This window comes from Streptomyces sp. NPDC058637 (assembly GCF_042717325.1).
Lineage (GTDB): Bacteria > Actinomycetota > Actinomycetes > Streptomycetales > Streptomycetaceae > Streptomyces.
Genome location: NZ_JBHXRD010000023.1, coordinates 1 through 16,364, shown reverse-complemented (window position 1 = coordinate 16,364; position 16,364 = coordinate 1). Strand labels below are relative to the sequence as shown.

15 protein-coding genes and 2 pseudogenes are annotated in these 16,364 nt (G+C 69.2%); 14 read left to right on the top strand and 3 right to left on the bottom strand.

Annotated elements, in window-relative coordinates; translation table 11 throughout:
- Positions 1-300 precede the first annotated feature (300 nt).
- Entirely contained in the window at positions 301-678 is a 378-nt protein-coding gene (locus ACFWVP_RS22910; protein WP_384499250.1) for a hypothetical protein, read from the top strand.
- Positions 679-764: 86 nt separating this feature from the next.
- A pseudogene (locus ACFWVP_RS22905) lies at positions 765-1,159 on the top strand (helix-turn-helix domain-containing protein); the annotation flags it as partial.
- 109 nt (positions 1,160-1,268) lie between these two features.
- On the opposite strand, the gene ACFWVP_RS22900 reads toward ACFWVP_RS22905, so the two are convergent.
- Complete coding sequence (locus ACFWVP_RS22900; RefSeq protein WP_384499248.1) at positions 1,269-1,610, bottom strand: hypothetical protein; 342 nt, start codon at positions 1,608-1,610, stop codon at positions 1,269-1,271.
- Between the two features lie 494 nt (positions 1,611-2,104).
- On the opposite strand from ACFWVP_RS22900, the gene ACFWVP_RS22895 reads away from it, so the two are divergent.
- The 5 genes from ACFWVP_RS22895 to ACFWVP_RS22875 all read left to right on the top strand — a co-directional run bounded on the left by ACFWVP_RS22895 (position 2,105) and on the right by ACFWVP_RS22875 (position 8,263).
- The gene (locus ACFWVP_RS22895) at positions 2,105-2,464 is read left to right on the top strand and encodes a hypothetical protein (protein WP_384499246.1); all 360 of its coding nucleotides are present in this window, start codon (positions 2,105-2,107) and stop codon (positions 2,462-2,464) included.
- A complete protein-coding gene (locus ACFWVP_RS22890; protein WP_384499245.1) occupies positions 2,461-3,378 on the top strand; it encodes a S8 family serine peptidase in 918 nt (305 codons plus the stop codon). The genes ACFWVP_RS22895 and ACFWVP_RS22890 overlap by 4 nt, the downstream gene beginning before the upstream one ends.
- Before the next feature lie 27 nt (positions 3,379-3,405).
- Complete coding sequence (locus ACFWVP_RS22885; protein ID WP_384499243.1) at positions 3,406-3,642, top strand: hypothetical protein; 237 nt, start codon at positions 3,406-3,408, stop codon at positions 3,640-3,642.
- A gap of 49 nt (positions 3,643-3,691) precedes the next feature.
- Positions 3,692-4,624, top strand: a complete 933-nt coding sequence (locus ACFWVP_RS22880) for a hypothetical protein (RefSeq protein WP_384499242.1) — start codon at positions 3,692-3,694, stop codon at positions 4,622-4,624.
- 1,242 nt (positions 4,625-5,866) lie between these two features.
- Positions 5,867-8,263 carry a lectin gene (locus tag ACFWVP_RS22875; RefSeq protein WP_384499240.1) on the top strand — a complete coding sequence of 799 codons (2,397 nt, stop codon included), beginning with the start codon at positions 5,867-5,869 and terminating at the stop codon, positions 8,261-8,263.
- Positions 8,264-8,613: 350 nt separating this feature from the next.
- Here the strand turns inward: ACFWVP_RS22875 and ACFWVP_RS22870 are convergent.
- Positions 8,614-8,789, bottom strand: a pseudogene (locus ACFWVP_RS22870) (transposase); the annotation flags it as partial.
- A 498-nt stretch (positions 8,790-9,287) separates the two neighbouring features.
- Here ACFWVP_RS22870 and ACFWVP_RS22865 point away from each other — a divergent pair.
- A complete protein-coding gene (locus ACFWVP_RS22865) occupies positions 9,288-9,626 on the top strand; it encodes a chaplin (protein WP_384499238.1) in 339 nt (112 codons plus the stop codon).
- Positions 9,627-9,928: 302 nt separating this feature from the next.
- Here the strand turns inward: ACFWVP_RS22865 and ACFWVP_RS22860 are convergent, their stop codons facing one another.
- A complete protein-coding gene (locus tag ACFWVP_RS22860; RefSeq protein ID WP_384499237.1) occupies positions 9,929-10,171 on the bottom strand; it encodes a hypothetical protein in 243 nt (80 codons plus the stop codon).
- A gap of 284 nt (positions 10,172-10,455) precedes the next feature.
- On the opposite strand from ACFWVP_RS22860, the gene ACFWVP_RS22855 reads away from it, so the two are divergent.
- The 6 genes from ACFWVP_RS22855 to ACFWVP_RS22830 all read left to right on the top strand — a co-directional run bounded on the left by ACFWVP_RS22855 (position 10,456) and on the right by ACFWVP_RS22830 (position 15,321).
- Positions 10,456-11,160, top strand: coding sequence for a hypothetical protein (locus ACFWVP_RS22855; protein ID WP_384499236.1), 705 nt, complete (start codon positions 10,456-10,458; stop codon positions 11,158-11,160).
- Between the two features lie 13 nt (positions 11,161-11,173).
- Complete coding sequence (locus ACFWVP_RS22850; RefSeq protein ID WP_384499234.1) at positions 11,174-11,626, top strand: phage holin family protein; 453 nt, start codon at positions 11,174-11,176, stop codon at positions 11,624-11,626.
- Positions 11,602-12,288: a DUF3618 domain-containing protein gene (locus ACFWVP_RS22845; protein WP_384499233.1), complete on the top strand. Its 687-nt coding sequence runs from the start codon at positions 11,602-11,604 to the stop codon at positions 12,286-12,288. The genes ACFWVP_RS22850 and ACFWVP_RS22845 overlap by 25 nt, the downstream gene beginning before the upstream one ends.
- A gap of 596 nt (positions 12,289-12,884) precedes the next feature.
- Positions 12,885-13,694, top strand: coding sequence for an alpha/beta fold hydrolase (locus ACFWVP_RS22840; protein WP_384499231.1), 810 nt, complete (start codon positions 12,885-12,887; stop codon positions 13,692-13,694).
- Positions 13,694-14,965 (top strand): PP2C family protein-serine/threonine phosphatase, encoded by a 1,272-nt coding sequence (locus tag ACFWVP_RS22835; RefSeq protein WP_384499229.1) that lies wholly within the window; start codon positions 13,694-13,696, stop codon positions 14,963-14,965. The genes ACFWVP_RS22840 and ACFWVP_RS22835 overlap by 1 nt, the downstream gene beginning before the upstream one ends.
- Positions 14,962-15,321 (top strand): STAS domain-containing protein, encoded by a 360-nt coding sequence (locus ACFWVP_RS22830; RefSeq protein WP_384499228.1) that lies wholly within the window; start codon positions 14,962-14,964, stop codon positions 15,319-15,321. Before ACFWVP_RS22835 ends, ACFWVP_RS22830 begins: the two co-directional genes overlap by 4 nt.
- The last annotated feature ends 1,043 nt before the right edge of the window (positions 15,322-16,364 follow it).

Here is a 16,364-nt window from a genome sequence, read left to right as displayed (position 1 = left end):
CCGTGTTTTACCGTGGTTGTGGCACGTCGGCCGAGTGGCCGGGCCAGGGCCTGGAGCGTTGTCGTTCAGCTGGGGCTGCCCGTGATCCCCGACGAGTCATTACGATGGCAAACTTTGCTGCCCTGGCCCAGTGGTGTACGGAAGCCGCATCGCTCAGTGACGTGACCTCGACAATGTCCCGGATGTGTGACCGATCCCGTCCTGGCCGCTGTCAGTGGCGATGCCTACTGTGTGCGTCAGGTTCGGGCGGAACGGACGCCCGACGGTGCTCCATGACCGCAAGGTGAGGGATCCGCCCGCATGACAGGCCCGCAGTCCGACCGCACCCTCACCTACGCCGCCCATCTCACGCGCGAGGACGTCAGTGCCCTGGAGACGTTCCTGATCACTCAACTGGTCCGGGTGCACGAGGAAGTGGGTGAGACCGGCGAGGCATCCTTCGCGATGCAGTCCCTGCTCTCCCTGTTCAGCGACTCGGCAGGGTTCCTGCACGCGCTCCTCCGGCTGAAACAGCCGGATGAGTGGCAGCGGGCGGCGATCGTGCGTGAGTGGCAGCGATTGCGCGGCGCCGCCCATCCGTTCAATCACCGCGCCGGATTCGATCACGACCGCTGGTGGAAGCAGGTGCATCACTACGACGCCTCCGACGTGACGGCGGAATGGGAGCGGAAACGGTAGTACGGGTCAGGGCGGCCACGGATCTGCCGGAACTGCGTGATGTCCTGGTGGTGCTGCCGGCCATGCCGCTGTTCGGCTTCTGGACCGACGGCGGCCAGGCCCAGTTCGTGACCACCTCGGTGCCGGCTCCGACGAACCATCCGCTCGCCGACCCCTTTCCCTGGGTGATCCAACGGCTCGATCAGCCGCTCACGGCCTGGCCCGCCGGGCACGACTGAGCTCGCGTCACCTCGGCCGCCCCTTCAGGTCGGTGACGGGCGACACCCTCCCGCAGCGGCTCCTCACTCGACGCAGCCTCCACGCACAGGAGTTGCCGGAGAGCTCCGACGACACCGTCGATGCCGTCGCGGCGACGACCGGCATGGGCACCGCCGCGACGCTGCGCCGTCACTTCAACCGCACGGCCGGCGTGCCCCCGGACGCCTACCGCCGCACCTTCCACTCACGAATCAGCCCAGCTCCGCGCCACGTTGGTGCCTGACGGCCCGCGTCCCACGCCGTACCCCGGGCCGGACGAAGTCCCGGAAACGAAGACCCCCGGGCCGGAGCCAGGGGGTCTTCTGCGGCTCGGCCCTGCCGCGCCGGTGACGTCAGGACAGCTTGTACGTGGTCATCTGATTGATGCTGTTGTCCACGTCGCTGACGCGCGAGCCCAGCTCCCGCGCCATCCGGTCGTATCCGGTGTCGTCGAAGTTGAGCGAGATCATCTCCTCCGCCCCCTCGCCGTCGAGGTCGGCGGCGAGATAGTTGCTGCCGTCCATGAGAGTGGCGCCACCCACGCCGGAGTTGAACGACCAGCCGTTGGTGAGGACCGACGGGTCCCACGCGCCCACACCGGCCTCGGTGCCGCCCGCCACCAGCTTGCGCCCGCCGGGGCCCGTGATGAACTGAGCGGTCCGCAGGGACCCGGAGACGACGGCGAGGAGCTTCACCAGGGCGCTCGCACCGGGTCGCGGCCACCGTTCCGCGAGCGCGGGACCCCCGTCGCGGGTCGCCCGGAATCCACCTAATAGGCGCAGACGCAGCATCGTTGCCGCCGGGCCGGCGTCTTCGGGTCCTCGCGCGTTCATCGAGGCGCACTGTAACGGAACGCGCGGTGAACCCACGGGCGTGGCCAGGGGGCGGAAGCACCGGTCGGCACCCGGTTGCGGCCCACAGACAGCGGTGTTTCGCTTGTTATGTACGAGCGCGCATACGGGGGTTGTGATGCGTGTCCGACCGTCGCTCGCTGCCACCTACCGGGCACGGCGCCCCGGGGGTTTCCTTTGCCGTGACCGGACCCTGACGCGCGGGCCGGAGAAAGAAGCAGATGATCAACATGGTGGAGCTCGTAGGAGAGTCCCTCAAAATACATGGTGGGTCCCAAGAAAACGACCCCGATTACCACTTCACCATCGCGTACACGGCGTCGTTCGACCCTGCGGAGATGACTGACACCTTCACGGAGTTCATGAGGCTTCGAGAGGAAGACGGCGGGCTCGCCCTGGGAGATGACCACATCACGGCGTCGAATCCCGCCTCCGGACCCACCTTCGTACCGAACAACATCCCCGGCCGCCGCGCCGACAACCGGCCCGGCCACCAGGGGATGACCCTGCTCGACAGGACCATCACCCTCGACCTCGCGAGGGAGGTGGCGGACACCGAGGGCGGAGTCCACGACGCGGGCCACGAAGAGATATACGGGGAAGTCTGGCTGCGCTCCTCCGGGAATCTCGACAGTGTCGCCCCGGAAGGCTCGGACAGCGGGCTGGGGACGACGGACATCGGCGACTTCGACCCGTGAACCAGATCACAGATCACATCAGCGGCACCGCTCGAAGTGCCGGTCCCGGCACCGGCGTGGACCCACTGGGACTGATCGGGCTCCGCCCTCTCATGGCCCTGACCTCGGGTCTTCGCTCCATGCGGGTAGGGCTCATCGACGGACACGTCGTGACCAGTCACCCCGGCCTCGCCGAGGCGCACTTGGAGTTCCTCGCTGCGAACGACGATCCCGCCCCGCCGGACGACGCCGCATCCCGTCACGCGACGTCCGTGGCCGGCATCCTGGTGGCCTGCCGCGGGTCGGGAGCGCCGGCCGTCTGCCCCGACGCCACCCTGGTGGTACGTCGCCTCTTCCCTTCCGCGTCGCCGCGCCACCGGGGCACCGTCGCGCCCGGCGCACTCGCCTCGGCGATCGTGGAGGTGGCCGACGCCGGCGTGCGCATCCTGAACCTGAGCCTGACGCTGACGCCACGCAGCTACGACGTCGACGACGCACTCCAAAGGGCGCTGGACCACGCGGCGCACCGCGGCGTGATCGTCGTGGCTGCGGCAGGCAACCACGGGGCGGTCGGCGGCTCGGTCCTCACCCGCCACCGGTCGGTCATTCCCGTCGTCGCCTACGACCTCCACGGTCACCCCTCGGAGGTCTCGAACCTCGGGCCCACGACCGGCCGACGCGGCGTCGGCGCGACGGGCGCGGGAATCCTCAGCCTGGAGGCGGGCGGAGGCTTGCGCCCCTTCGGCGGCAGCAGCGCCGCGGCGGCCCTGGTGACAGGGACCATCGCCCTGCTGTGGTCGGAGCTTCCCCAGGCGGCTCCCGCCGATCTCGTGTTCGCTGTCACCCGGTCCCCAGCGCGCCGCAACACCGTGGTGCCGCCCCTGATCGACGCCTGGCGGGCGTACGAGACGGTGCGCGCGGCGCGCTACGGATGACCCCGCCAGGAGAGGGAGGCTCAAGCCATGGCCGACGAGCGCAGGTCCCGGGACCCGGGCGCCGACACCGACGGGGAGCCGGCCACCCCGCCGCAGTCGTCGCGCGTCCGCCTCCCGGGGTTCGTCACCGACGACGACATAGGCCTGGGCGACGTTGCCAAGCGGGTCACCGGCGCCGCGGGTATCCGGCCCTGCCGGAAGTGCGAACAGCGCGCCGCGGTGCTCAACCGCTGGCTCGTGTTCTCCGGCAGGAACAACCGGTGACGGTAGCGATAGGACGTTCAGTACGCGACCAGAAAGGAGGACAGACCTCATGGAGGAGAAGGGGCTGTCCCCGCAGGACGCAATGGGATCACCGTCCCCCGAGGTGATTCCCGACCCCCCGCAGGTGGCGGAGAACGAGGTCCACCACCCGTGCACGACATGCGGCCACGGCGCCGTCACGACCGAGGCGGTGAGCCATGGCGCCGAGGTGTACCCGTCATTCGTGTACATGGTGGGCCGGATCGAACCGCGCATGCCGAGCCTGGGGGTGGAGAAGGAGTTCGCCCAGGCGACGGGCCGCGCCGAAACCGCCGACCTGACTGACCGCCAGGCGTTGTTGGCCGTGCTTTCCGAACCGCGGAACCGTTACCTCGCGAGGCAGTTGTGCTACGTGGTGACGATTCAGGGGCTCGACACGTACTTGCTGCGCCCGCGCGATCCAGGAGACTTCCCGCAGCTCATCGAGGCCCTCCACGAGGCCCCTCGGTCGACGGACCTCCATGTCGTCATCGGTCTCCGGGGCCCGTTGGCTCCGCCCGACCACTGCAACGGTCTGATGCTGCCGCTGGTGGCCTTCGAGCAGATCTACACCTTCAGCCCGACCACGTTCGTCGAATCCTTGCCAAGACCGGAGGACATCGGGGAGGAACAGTTCCGGGCGACGGCAGGGGAACTCTTCGAGCGAGTGATCCAGATCGCTGACAACGCGGGTTCCTCCGATGAACACCGTGCGGTCAATTACCTGGCGGTGCGCTATCCCAGCATCTACGCGAAGTGTGCCGAGGCCCATGCCGCCGGCGCCACGCTGACGGCCATCGAAACCCGCCCATCCCGTCTGAGCGGGGTGCGCAGGGTTCTGGACGTCATCTTCTCGTTCACCGACCGGAAGACCGACGTCACGGAGAAGTTCTTCGTCCGGGTGGACGTCGAGGAGGTGTTCCCCCACCTGATCACCAAACTGTCTCCCTACTACGACCGGTAGCACGGCCGGGAGAGTGAGGCGCGCGATGTTCGTGCCGGTGGCTACGGCGGAGAGTGCGCTGTACCGAACCACGAAGCAATACCGAGCGGGCGCGGGCGATACGGGCGTGGGGTTCGGGGTCCGGCTCGCGGACTGTGAATCCGAATGCATGGACGACTGTATGAGCGGCGAGGGAGGCGGGCTGCGCTACGAATGCGAGCCGATGTGCCGGCACACGTGCAACTCCCCGCCCCTTCCACGGTGCGAGTCCTTCATGGTGGACGGGAAGGAGTACTGCTGCTACGAGGGCACCGAACGGTGTATCGGTCCCGTGCGTCCGGACGGAGGCCGCAACGTCAGCTGCCTTCACCCCGGAATGCGCTGCTGCGAAGGTACGGCGTACTGGGCGGACATAGAGGTGTGCGCCAACGGCACCGTCGAACGCTGCTGGCCCAGGCCGACCTGCCCGCCCTTCGGGTGCTGCAAGATGGACGAGGTGTGCACCGACGAGGGGTGCGTTCCGCAGAATCAGATCTGCTACCGGTCGAACCGGCGCTGCAAGGCGCACGAGGAATGCACCCACGACGAGGGATGCGTTCCCCGGGATCAGGTCTGCGGACCGTCGAACCGGCGCTGCGAGCCTGACGAAGTGTGTACAGGCCAGGGCTGCTGCGACCAGGACAAGGCCACGGCCTCCCGCTCGCGCTGCTGCACGGGAGGGAAGACCGCGTGCGGCGACAACTGCTGTGACGAATGCTGCCCGGGGGGCGTCTGCTGCAACTACCCCGGTAAGTGCAAGCAACGTGTTCTCGAACGCGGCAAGCCCGGTGTATGGGGGTGCTACTAGCTGGTAGTACTCCGACGGTGCTTGTGGTGACGGGTGTCCTCGTTGCTGTCGGTGGCTGGTGCGGGCTCGGTGTTGTCGTCTTCGGCGTCAGAGAAGGGCCGGTTTCGGAGAAATCCGAAACCGGCCCTATGCGCGTATCGGCCAGGGCCACTTCGGCGGCCCGCGCGTCCGCCGCATCCTGGGCGGGAGGCCCATGGGTTTCTGATCAAGGAGGAACCTCAGCGCAACTTTCCACACACCGGTGACAAAGTATGGACGGCCCTACCGAAAGTCCCTACGGTGTCACACGCGACGGTCCAGGCTTCATGGATCCCGTTGGCATATCTCCGTGTCCGGTGCGACGGCGCGCTCCGGCAGCGGTGGATCTCCCGCACACCCGCATCGTTCCCCTGCCCGGGGACCGAACAGGAGGTTACGTGTATCCACGGCTGTTCTCCCACCAGCTCGGCAGACGTCTGGCCGGCACGCTCATCGCGTCGTTACTTGGATCCGGGCTGCTGTCGCCCACCGTCGCGGCCGCCCCGGCCGCCGCGCCTCTGCCCCCGCAGGAACCGGGGGTCACCCTGCGCGTCTTCGACGTCCAGGCGCCGCTGAACGAGATCTGCACCCTCAAGCCGGGACAGACCCCGAACGTCGACAGGCTGATGCCGGTCATCGACTGGTCCACGGACGCCGACTTCGGGCTGGCCTCCAACTTCGTCTCGCAGACCCTTGCCAACCTCGCCGCACCGGCGGCCGGAATCTACACGTTCCGGCTCACGAGCGACGACGGCTCCCGGCTGTTGATCGACGACAAGCCGGTCATCTCGCACGACGGGGTGCACGGCTCGGAACCCAAGGACGGCGCGGTCGACCTCACCAGCGGCCAGCACACCCTGCGCATCGACCACTTCGAGCGCGCCGGCGGCCAGCAGGTGACGCTGGCTTGGAGGCCACCGGGCGCCTCGGGCTTCACCGTCGTACCGAACTCCGTCCTCAGCACCGACGCAGACGTGGTCCGGGTCACCTCACCGGGCCGCAAGGAGTGCGAAGGCGGAGCCGACTCACCGGGCGACGGCCTGCCGCTGACCGGAGTGCACCCGAACTACACCCTGACGAACCTGCGGCCCAGCGGCTTCGAGCCGCAGGTCTCGGCGATGGACTGGCTGCCCGACGGCCGCCTGGCCGTGGCCACGTGGGGCGGCAGCAACAACACGACCGGAGAGGTGTACCTGCTGAGCAACGTCACAGGGGCCACCGGTCCGGACAAGGTGACCTACAAGAAGGTGGCGTCCGGCCTCAAGGAGCCCATGGGCATCAAGTACGTGGACGGCAAGCTGTACGTGTCGCAGAAGCACGAGCTGACGGAACTGAACGACACCAACGGTGACGAGGTCACCGACCAGTACCGCCGGGTCGCCACCTGGCCCTTCGGCAACAACTTCCACGAGTTCGCCTTCGGCCTGCTGTACAAGGACGGGTTCTTCTACCTGAACCTGTCGGTCTCGATCAACTACGGCGGTGCCACCACGGACCCCCAGCCGGCAGCGAACCGCGGCACCACACTCAAGATCAGCAAGTCGACCGGGGCGGTCAGCCACGTCGCCGGTGGTCTGCGTACGCCCAACGGCATCGGCTGGGGCCCGGACGGCGACATCTTCGTCACCGACAACCAGGGCGGCTGGCTGCCGTCGTCGAAGCTGGTCCACATCAAGCAGGACCGCTTCTTCAACCACTACACCAACCCGGACGGCCCCTTCGACTCCCGGCCGGTGACCAAGCCGGTGCTGTGGCTGCCGCAGAACGAGATAGCCAACTCCCCGAGCACACCGCTGCAGCTGAAGGACGGCCCCTTCGCCGGACAGATGATCTTCGGTGACGTGACCTACGGCGGCATCCAGCGCGGATTCCTGGAGAAGGTCGGCGGCGAGTACCAAGGGGCGGTGTTCCGTCTGACCCAGGGACTGGAGGCCGGTGTCACCCGGATCAGCGTCGGACCGGACGGCGCGATCTACGCCGGCGGTCTGGGCGCGGGCGGGAACTGGGGCCAGGAGGGCAAACTCAGCCACGGTCTGCAGAAGCTGGCGCCCAACGGGACCGACGCATTCGACATCCGTGCGATGCGCGCCGTGCCGGGCGGGTTCGCCCTGGAGTACACCCAGCCGGTGTCGACGGAGACCGCGGCGAACCTGGCCGGACGGTACAAGATCAAGCAGTGGCGGTACGTCCCCACCGCGGAGTACGGCGGCCCCAAGGTCGACGAGGAAGCCCTCACGGCCGGCTCGGCCACCCTGTCCACCGACCGCAGAACGGTGACTCTGGCCGTCCCGGGACTCAAGGCCGACCGGGTCGTGCACGTGCGCTCGGCCCGCCCGTTCAGTTCGAGCGACGGCGAGCAACTGTGGAGTACCGAGGCCTGGTACACCATGAACCAGCTGCCGGGCACGGTGTCCCGGACGGGTGAGGTGAAGGGGGTGAACGGGAAGTGCCTCGACGTGGACAACGGAGGCACCGCCGACGGTACGAAGATCCAGCTGTGGACCTGCAACAGCTCAGCCGCCCAGCGGTGGACGGTCCCCGGTGACGGCACCCTGCGCGTCCTGGGCAAGTGCCTGGACGTGGACAACGGCGGGACCGCCGACGGTACGAAGGTCCAGCTGTGGACCTGCAACGGCACCGCCTCCCAGACCTGGCAGCCCCAGGCGGACGGTACGATGCGCAACCCGCAGTCCGGGAAGTGCCTCGACGCATCCGGCGGAGTATGGAACGACGGCACCGCCGTCCACCTGTGGAGCTGCCATACCGGCTCCAACCAGAAGTGGGTACTCCCGTGACACTTGCGCGCAGGCCGTGACGCGAGACGTCTGAGGGCCGAGTGCCGGATGATTCCGGCACTCGGCTTCGTCGGCTCGTCGACGTCCTCGCCCCCGACGGTTACTGACCCCTGCAACCAGCGGGCGCCAGGGTCGCCCCGTAGCCCTCGCCCCCGCTTTTCGCACAGTAGGAACATGGGCCGGTGACGAGTAAGCAGCCTGCCGGCCGTGATGGACGGGATCGGTCGCGGTCGCCCCGCCGGCATGTGCGAGGTTGTGGCGGGGCCTTCCCGTCGGATGTGTGGCTTGGCAATTCCGAGACGGGGCCGGGGAGGCCCAGCTGGTCAGCCGGCGGGGACGGCGAGTCCGGCCTACCGGAGGATCTTGCGGAGGTCGTGGCAGGCGGCCGGCAGTCGCCACTCGCCGCGGGCTTCGTCCTCCCGCGCAGGAGGAGCCGGCGGCCGGTCATGATCTGACCGAATACGGGTTCGACGATGGCCTTGAGGCGACTGTAGGCGGCTTTACCCGGCTCGGTCCGCAGCTCGCGGACCAGCGGGTCGCTGCCGATCGCACGCCTGCCATGTGATCTATCAGGCGACCGGGGCCAGAGACCGGGGCCGAAGCGCGCCGGGGGCGCTCGAGCAGGGCTCGGCCGTGTCAGAACCGGGCAAGAGCGATCCGGCCCGTCATCATGAGCCATGGACCACAACGGCGCCGATTGGCAGCCCACTGACATCCGTGGCCTGGAGGTCCGCCGCGATGGAACGGCATTCGTCGCCATACGACTGCATGGCTGGGAAGCGCTCCTGCCGCTCTCTCTCATCCAGGGCACCCTCCCGCCCCCCGGCACCGAAATCCTCTCGCCGTCGCGAGGCAGCCGCCGGCATCGGCACGCGTGTGCGGCTGTGGCCACCCCGTGAGGCGCGACCATTGAGGGGATTGGCGGCCATGGGCAGGCGCGTCGAAGGCCGCGAGGGAGATGAACCCGCATCGTGGTCGAAGCTGCCCATCCAGGCGGCAGCACTCACACTCTGCGGGAGACCTCATGTTCAAGCTCGGAAGCGCGGCAGTTCTGACCGCGGCTGCAGGTGCCCTGGTATTCGCCGGTGCGGGCGCGGCCAGCGCCGACGCCGGCGCACAGGGGATCGCCTACGGCTCCCCGGGCGTGCTGTCCGGCAACGTCGTCCAGATCCCCATCCACGTCCCCATCAACGCGTGCGGCAACTCCGTGAACGTCATCGGTCTGCTGAACCCGGCCTTCGGCAACACCTGCATCAACGGTGACGGCGACGCCAAGGGCCACGGCGACGCCAAAAACCACGACGACGCCAAGGGCCACGACGACGCCAAGGGCTACGGCTACTCCGAAGGCCGTGGCGAGTAACACCGTTTGAGGATGTTCCTCTCCGCCTGGTCGAGTCGCTTGAGGGACTCGACCAGGCAGAGACGGCCCTGTGCGGCCGGCATGACCGTGTGCGCTCAGGCCCGACCGACCGAGGGTCGGGCCGTCTGTCGACCGACGAGGAGGGCAACCGCCTCCCCGTCCGGGTACGGCGTCGACTTCCCGAGCACGGAGTGCTTCGAGCGCGAACAATTCGTGCCGGGCGGCAGCGGTTCGGCGCCTCAGGCCCGACGAACACTCCGTCATCGCCGAACGAACTGGACGCGGCGCTGCCGGTCCGGAGATCAGCGCACCCACTCGTAACCGCCTGCCTCGTCCCATCCAGCGCCGTGGTCATCACCACCGAGCAGGTCGTTGATCTCGTCCGCGGTGAGCTGCACGTCGTCCATGCCCCTCATGAATCCGAAGCGGCGGCCGACAGTGATCTGCCTGTGCGTCTGGCGCCGGTAGATGTTGTCCCTGCGGGGGTCGAGGACGACGGCGAGCAGGTGGGGGATCTTGGCGATCCGCCCGTCCTCGGCGAACACCGACCGCCTGTGGGGGAGAGGCGGTGAATAGCCATAACGCGTTCGTCTCTTCGCGGTGCGCCTCAACGCCGGTCACAGCGTGCCGGGCGCGTCCCGGAGTCGCCCCCATGCCGGCCGCGAGTATTGCGGGGAAGCGAGTTCGACGGCTATTCGAGCAGGCAATGGGTTCCGGGTGTGGGCGCCCGGCCTGGCCGGTGGCGCGTTCCGGATCGGCTCGGCATCATGGAAAGTGGCCGTTGTGAACAGAACGCTGGATGTCAGGTGCATGCTCTTTTGAGGGAGGAATGGTGAGTGACTTCGGTGGTGCGAAGGGAGCGGACGGCGGCACGGCTGCGGCGGTGAAGGAGACGGCGCAGGAGAAGGCCGGGGAGGGTGCCGGCCTTGTCGGCGCGAAAGCGGCTGATGTGGCCGGGACCGCCCAGGAGCGGGCAGGCGACGTGGCGGCTGAGGCTGCGTCGCAGGTCCAGGACGTGGCGGGTGAACTGCGAGATCAACTGCAGGATCAGGCGGAGTCCCAGACGCGGCGCCTGGCTCAGGGCGTGCGTGCCCTGGCCGATGAACTGGGCACCATGGGGGAAAGCGGTGCGCCGAGTTCTCCCGCTACGAAAGCAGTGCGGCAGGTGGCAGATCGCGGCCACAGTATGGCGGAAAGGCTGGAGGACGGCGGCCCGCAAGGAGTTGTCCGTGATGTGCAGGACTTCGCGCGCCGGCGCCCCGGCGTGTTTCTCGCGAGTGCTGCTCTGGCCGGTTTCGCGACGGCTCGTCTCGCCAAAGGTGCGAAATCCGCGGGCAGCACAATGAACGGCACACGGGGTGACCGTCCCTTGGAGGCAGCCGAGGGAAACGGGCAGCCTGCCGCACAGGAGCCGGCGGATTCCTACGAGCAGGCGCGGCCCACGCCGTCGTACGGCGGGTCCATCTCGCCTGCGCCCTCGGGACCGCCGCCTGTGGGGGACGCGTATCCGAACCCTGATCCGGGACAGCCGTAAGGGGGCTGACATCGTGGCCGATTTCTCTCCGCAGAACGCCACCGCCCCCCGGGACGGCAGTCCGTCCGGCTCCCACCGGGCCCAGTCACCGGACCCGTCCGTCGGGGAACTGGTGGGCGAGATCAGTGACGATCTGACCCAGCTCGTGCGTGGCGAGATCGAACTGGCGAAGGCCGAGCTCAAGCAAGAGGCGACCAAGGCGGGCAAGGCGGGCGGCATGCTCGCCGGCTCCGGGTACGCGGGCCACTTGATGCTGCTGATGGGCAGCCTGGCCGCGATCTTCGGACTGGCCCACATCGTCGACCTCGCCTGGGCCGCGCTCATCGTCACCGGATTCTGGGCGGCACTGGGCGGTGTGCTCTTCATGGTGGGCCGCAAACGTATGAGGGCGGTTCAGGTGAAGCCCGAACGGACCGCGGAAACATTGAAGGAGGATGCCCGATGGGCACGGACCCGGACGCACTGAAGACCGAGGTGGAAGAGAGCCGGGCGCGCCTGGCGCACGACGTGGATCGCCTCGCGGACAAGGCGGCACCAGCGAAGATCGCGCGGCGCAAGGCGGACGCGGCTCACCACCGGCTGTCTGGTTTGAAGGAGCGTGTGATGGGATCCGCCGACCGCACCCCAGGGGGCGAGGCCGGGCAGAAGGCCCAGGATCTCGCGCAGAGCGCGGGTGACGCTGCGGCTCAGGCCCCGGGCGCTGTCCGCGACACCGCCGGTCGGGCCGGCCAATCCGTGAGGGACGCCCCGGATCAGGTGATCAGGCAGACCCAGGGCAGCCCGTTGGCCGCGGGGGTGATCGCGTTCGGTGCCGGAATGCTTGCCGCGGCCCTGCTTCCGGCGTCGAAGGCTGAGGAGCGGATCGGCTCTCAGCTGCGTGAGCACTCGGACGAACTGCTGCAGCCCGCCAAGGAGACAGCGCAGGACGTCGCGCAGGACCTCAAGGAAGGCATGCGCCAGCCGGCGACCGAAGCGGTGGAATCGGTGAAGGACACGGCGCGGAGCGCCACCGAAGCCACCAAGCAGCAGGCACAGACCTCCGGCCGGGAGGCGGCCACGGGATTGCGGGAAGTGGGCAAGGACGCCGCCCGCCAGTCCCGCGACCAGGCGAGCCAGGAGCACGGCTGACCCGACGCCGATGCCGGGGATCCACCAGGGTCCTCGGCTTGGCGCGCGGGCCGTGCGCCCCTGGGGTCACGATACGGAGGGCGGGGTTCTCCATACACCGGTCAGGCAACCTCCCGGACGCCTACTGCTGGTGATGGTCGCGCCCGGCTCGGCCCGCGACGTGTTCACCAACGCGGTCACCCAGCTGTAGACCAGCTTTAGACCAGCGGGGGAAGCAGGACGGTGCCGGGATCGTCGGCCTGCCGAGCGCCCTGTGCCAGCCTGAGGGACGGTCGGCCTGGAAGAACCTTCCCGTGCGCGCGGGTCTGACTCTCGCGCTGATGTTCTCGCCTGCGTCAGCGCACTGATCGTCGTGCTCTCCAGAGGTCTGGGCCGGCCCCGCGCCCGACACCCGGCGCTGAGCGGATCTGCGCGGCATCAGCCCCCCGCCCGCCCTACGAGCCAGGCGGTGTCGCCCGGGCGGTCAGAGGCGCTGTGGCCGCCCGGAGCGGGAAGCGGAGACGAACAGACCCAGGCCCGCGCCGCCGAACTCGGCGTCGCCGACGGGTCGAGCAGAAGGGGGGGCGGCGGGGCAGCTGTCTGCGACGATGTGCCGCATGGACGTGCTCAGCAGGAATCATGTGAGGGTGACCGGGCGGGCCGGTGGGCCCGTGGTGGTGCTGGCGCACGGGTTCGGGTGCGACCAGAACATGTGGCGCATGGTGGTGCCGATGCTGGAGCGCGACTTCACGGTGGTGCTGTTCGATCACGTGGGTGCGGGGAGGTCGGACCTGTCCGCGTGGGACCGGGAGCGGTACTCCTCGCTGGACGGGTATGCCGACGATGTGCTGGAGCTGTGTCAGGAGCTGGCGCTGGGGCCGGTGACGTTCGTGGGGCATTCGGTGAGCGCCATGATGGGCGTGCTGGCCGCCGCGTGGAAGCCGGAGGCGTTCGCTGGGCTGGTCCTGCTCGCTCCCTCACCCTGTTTCGTCGACGACCCGGGCACGGGTTACCGGGGTGGGTTCAGTGCTGAGGACATCGACGAGCTGCTGGAGTCGCTGGACGCCAACTACCTGGGCTGGTCCGGTGCGATGGCTCCGGTCATCATGGGCAACCCGGAGCGGCCGGAGCTGGGTGAGGAGCTGACGAGCAGCTTCTGCCGCACAGATCCTGACATCGCGCGGGCTTTCGCCCGGGTGACGTTCCTTTCCGACAACCGCGCCGACCTCGCCCGGGTCGGCGTGCCCACGCTGGTGGCTCAGTGCTCCAGCGATGCCATCGCCCCACCGGGGGTCGGCGCGTTCGTCCACGCGGAGATACCGGGCAGCCGGCTGGTCACGCTGAACGCCACCGGGCACTGCCCGCAGCTCGCAGCCCCGGAGGAGACCGCCGTGGCGATCGCCGCCTTCGCGGGAGCCACCCGGTGATGAGCAGGGCAAACGACGAAGAGCATGGCGCACCGAAGGAAGAGGACAGGCCGGCGCAGGAGCAGGCGCAGTTCTCCGCCCTGCTGGAAGACAGCGCGGAAGATCTGTACGAGCACGCACCCTGCGGCTACGTCTCCACCTTGCTGGACGGCCGGATCGCGAAGATCAACACCACCCTGCTGGGCTGGCTCGGCTACCAACGCGAGGACCTGGTGGGGCGCAAGCGCTTCTCCGATCTGCTGAGCGTGGGCGGCCGGCTCTACCACGAGACGCACTTCGCCCCCATGCTGCGGATGCAGGGCGAGATCAGCGGCGTCGCCCTTGAGTTGAAGGCCGCCGACGGCACCCGTCTGCCGGTCCTGATCACCTCGACGGTCAAGACGGGCAGCGACGGCCAGCCTCTCCTGGTCCGCACCACGATCTTCGACGCCCGCGACCGCCGGGCCTACGAAACCGAGCTCCTGCGTGCTCGCCAGGAAGCCGACAGGGAACGCGACCGCCTCCAGACCCTGGCCACCACCCTGCAGAAGACCCTGCTGCCGCCGGCCCTGGCGAACGTGCCCGGCCTGGACGTCTCCGCGCACTACCACATCGCCTCCGTCGACGAGGTGGGCGGCGACTTCTACGACCTGTTCCCCCTCGCAGCCGGCACCTGGGGCCTCTTCCTCGGAGACGTGTGCGGCAAGGGCGCCGCCGCCGCGGCCGTCACCTCCCTGGCCCGCTACACACTGAGGGCCGCCGCCGTGTACAACCCCGACCCCGCTGCCGTCCTGGGCAACCTCAACACCGTGCTGAACCACGAGTACAACGGTACCGACCCCCGTTTCTGCACCGTGATCTTCGGTCTGCTCACCCCCGACCCCGATCGCGGCGGTTTCCAGATCACCCTGGCCAGCGGCGGTCACCCCCCGGCCCTCCTGATGCGCGCGGACGGCACCGCCGACTTCCTGCACACCCCCGGCGGACAGCTCATCGGCGTCCTGCCCGACGCCCACATCACCACCACCACCCTGCGCCTGGACCCGGGCGACACCCTGCTCCTACACACCGACGGACTCACCGAGGCGCACGTCAACGCAATCACAGGCGGCGGGGACCGCTACGGCGACGACGCCTTCCTCGACTTCGGCCGCGCCCTCGCGCCCACCACCGCCACAGCGACTGTCGACGCGGTCCGCGACCTGCTCGACACCTTCGGCACCGGTGTGGACGACGACACCGCCGTCCTGGCCATCAACGTGCCCCGATCCCCCAGTGAAGAGCGGCAGTGACCCAGCGACTGAGCGTCCACACCCGCACCACCACCGCCGGAGCGGTCATCGAACTCACCGGGGATCTCGATCACCACAGCGCCCCCGATGTCCGCACCGCGCTGCTCGCCACAGACCTGCAGCCGGGCCGGCAACTCGCCCTCGACCTCGGCGGCCTGACCTTCTGCGACTCCAGCGGCATCACTGTCCTGATCGCCGCCCGCAACCATGCCCTGGCCGCGAACGCGACCATCGTCCTGGCCGCGGTCCCTGACCGCGTCAGCCGCATCTTCCGTGTCGTCGGCCTGGACCAGGTCTTCCCCGTCCACCCCACCGTCGAGGCTGCCGAGGCCGCCTGGCACCCGACAGCCGGCTGACCCGTGACGGGCCCTCTGCGCGTCACGGGAGCCCGGCCCGCCGCAGGAACTCGGCGGCGTCCTGGTCCTCGAAGGCGAGTCCGGCGATCCGCCCACGGACGATGACCCGAGGGCCGTCCGTGGGGGAGGGGCGGGCGGTGAACGGCTATCGGTGCACTCATCTCTCCAGGCGTTCGACGTACGGCGGACCACGGCATGCCGGGCGCGGAACGCGGAGTGGCCGACGGCCCCGACCGGTGTCTCGCCATGCGCTCCTTGTCGTTCGTGCGTGATCACCGGGAGCCTCGGCGGACTGGCGGACTGGCGGACTGGCGGACTGGCGGACTGGCGGACTGGCGGACTGGCGGACTGGTGGACGGGACGAGTCGTGCCTGGGTACGGCGCACCCAGGCACCGGGACAGGCAGCGACTCCGCCTGGAGGGGCGAGCAGCAACTATTGCCTGCGCGCCCACCTCGCCCGCCTGCGGCCCGACGACGTCGGGCCGCAGGCCTCCTACGGCGCGCGCGCCGGGTGGCAGGCTGCGGAGGGTCGAGGGTCAGTTCGCGGAGGCGACTGCCGAGGTGTCCGAGTGGCGTCAGACGGTGGAGGGGGGCCTGCGGTGAAGGAGTCGTCGGCGCCGACAGTATCGGCGACCACGACAGGCTGGGCGAAGGACGGGGCGTACTGGTCGCCCTGTCCCATGGTGCCCGAGGCCACCGCGACCAGGGGGCGTGGTCCGATGCCTTTCCAGGCTGCCGAGGGTTCGATGTAGGCGCCGGTCACGGCGACGGGCTGTCCGGCCGAGTCGGTGGACCTGTACATCAGGCGGGTCGCGGTGCCTGTTCGTGTCCGTGAGGACACCGAGTCCCTTGGACACCTTGTCAACGCGCCGCTGGATGCTGCGGTGGCTGTGGGCGTCGCCGCCCAGGGGCCAGTGCAGGGATATGGAGTCGGTGGCGGCGTTGTGGCGGAACCGGCCGCGGTCGGCGCTCACCCCGAAGCCGACGAGCATGGTCGTCCGGGAGTTGAGGCCGAGGGGCGGGAGTGAGGCCTGGATGATGG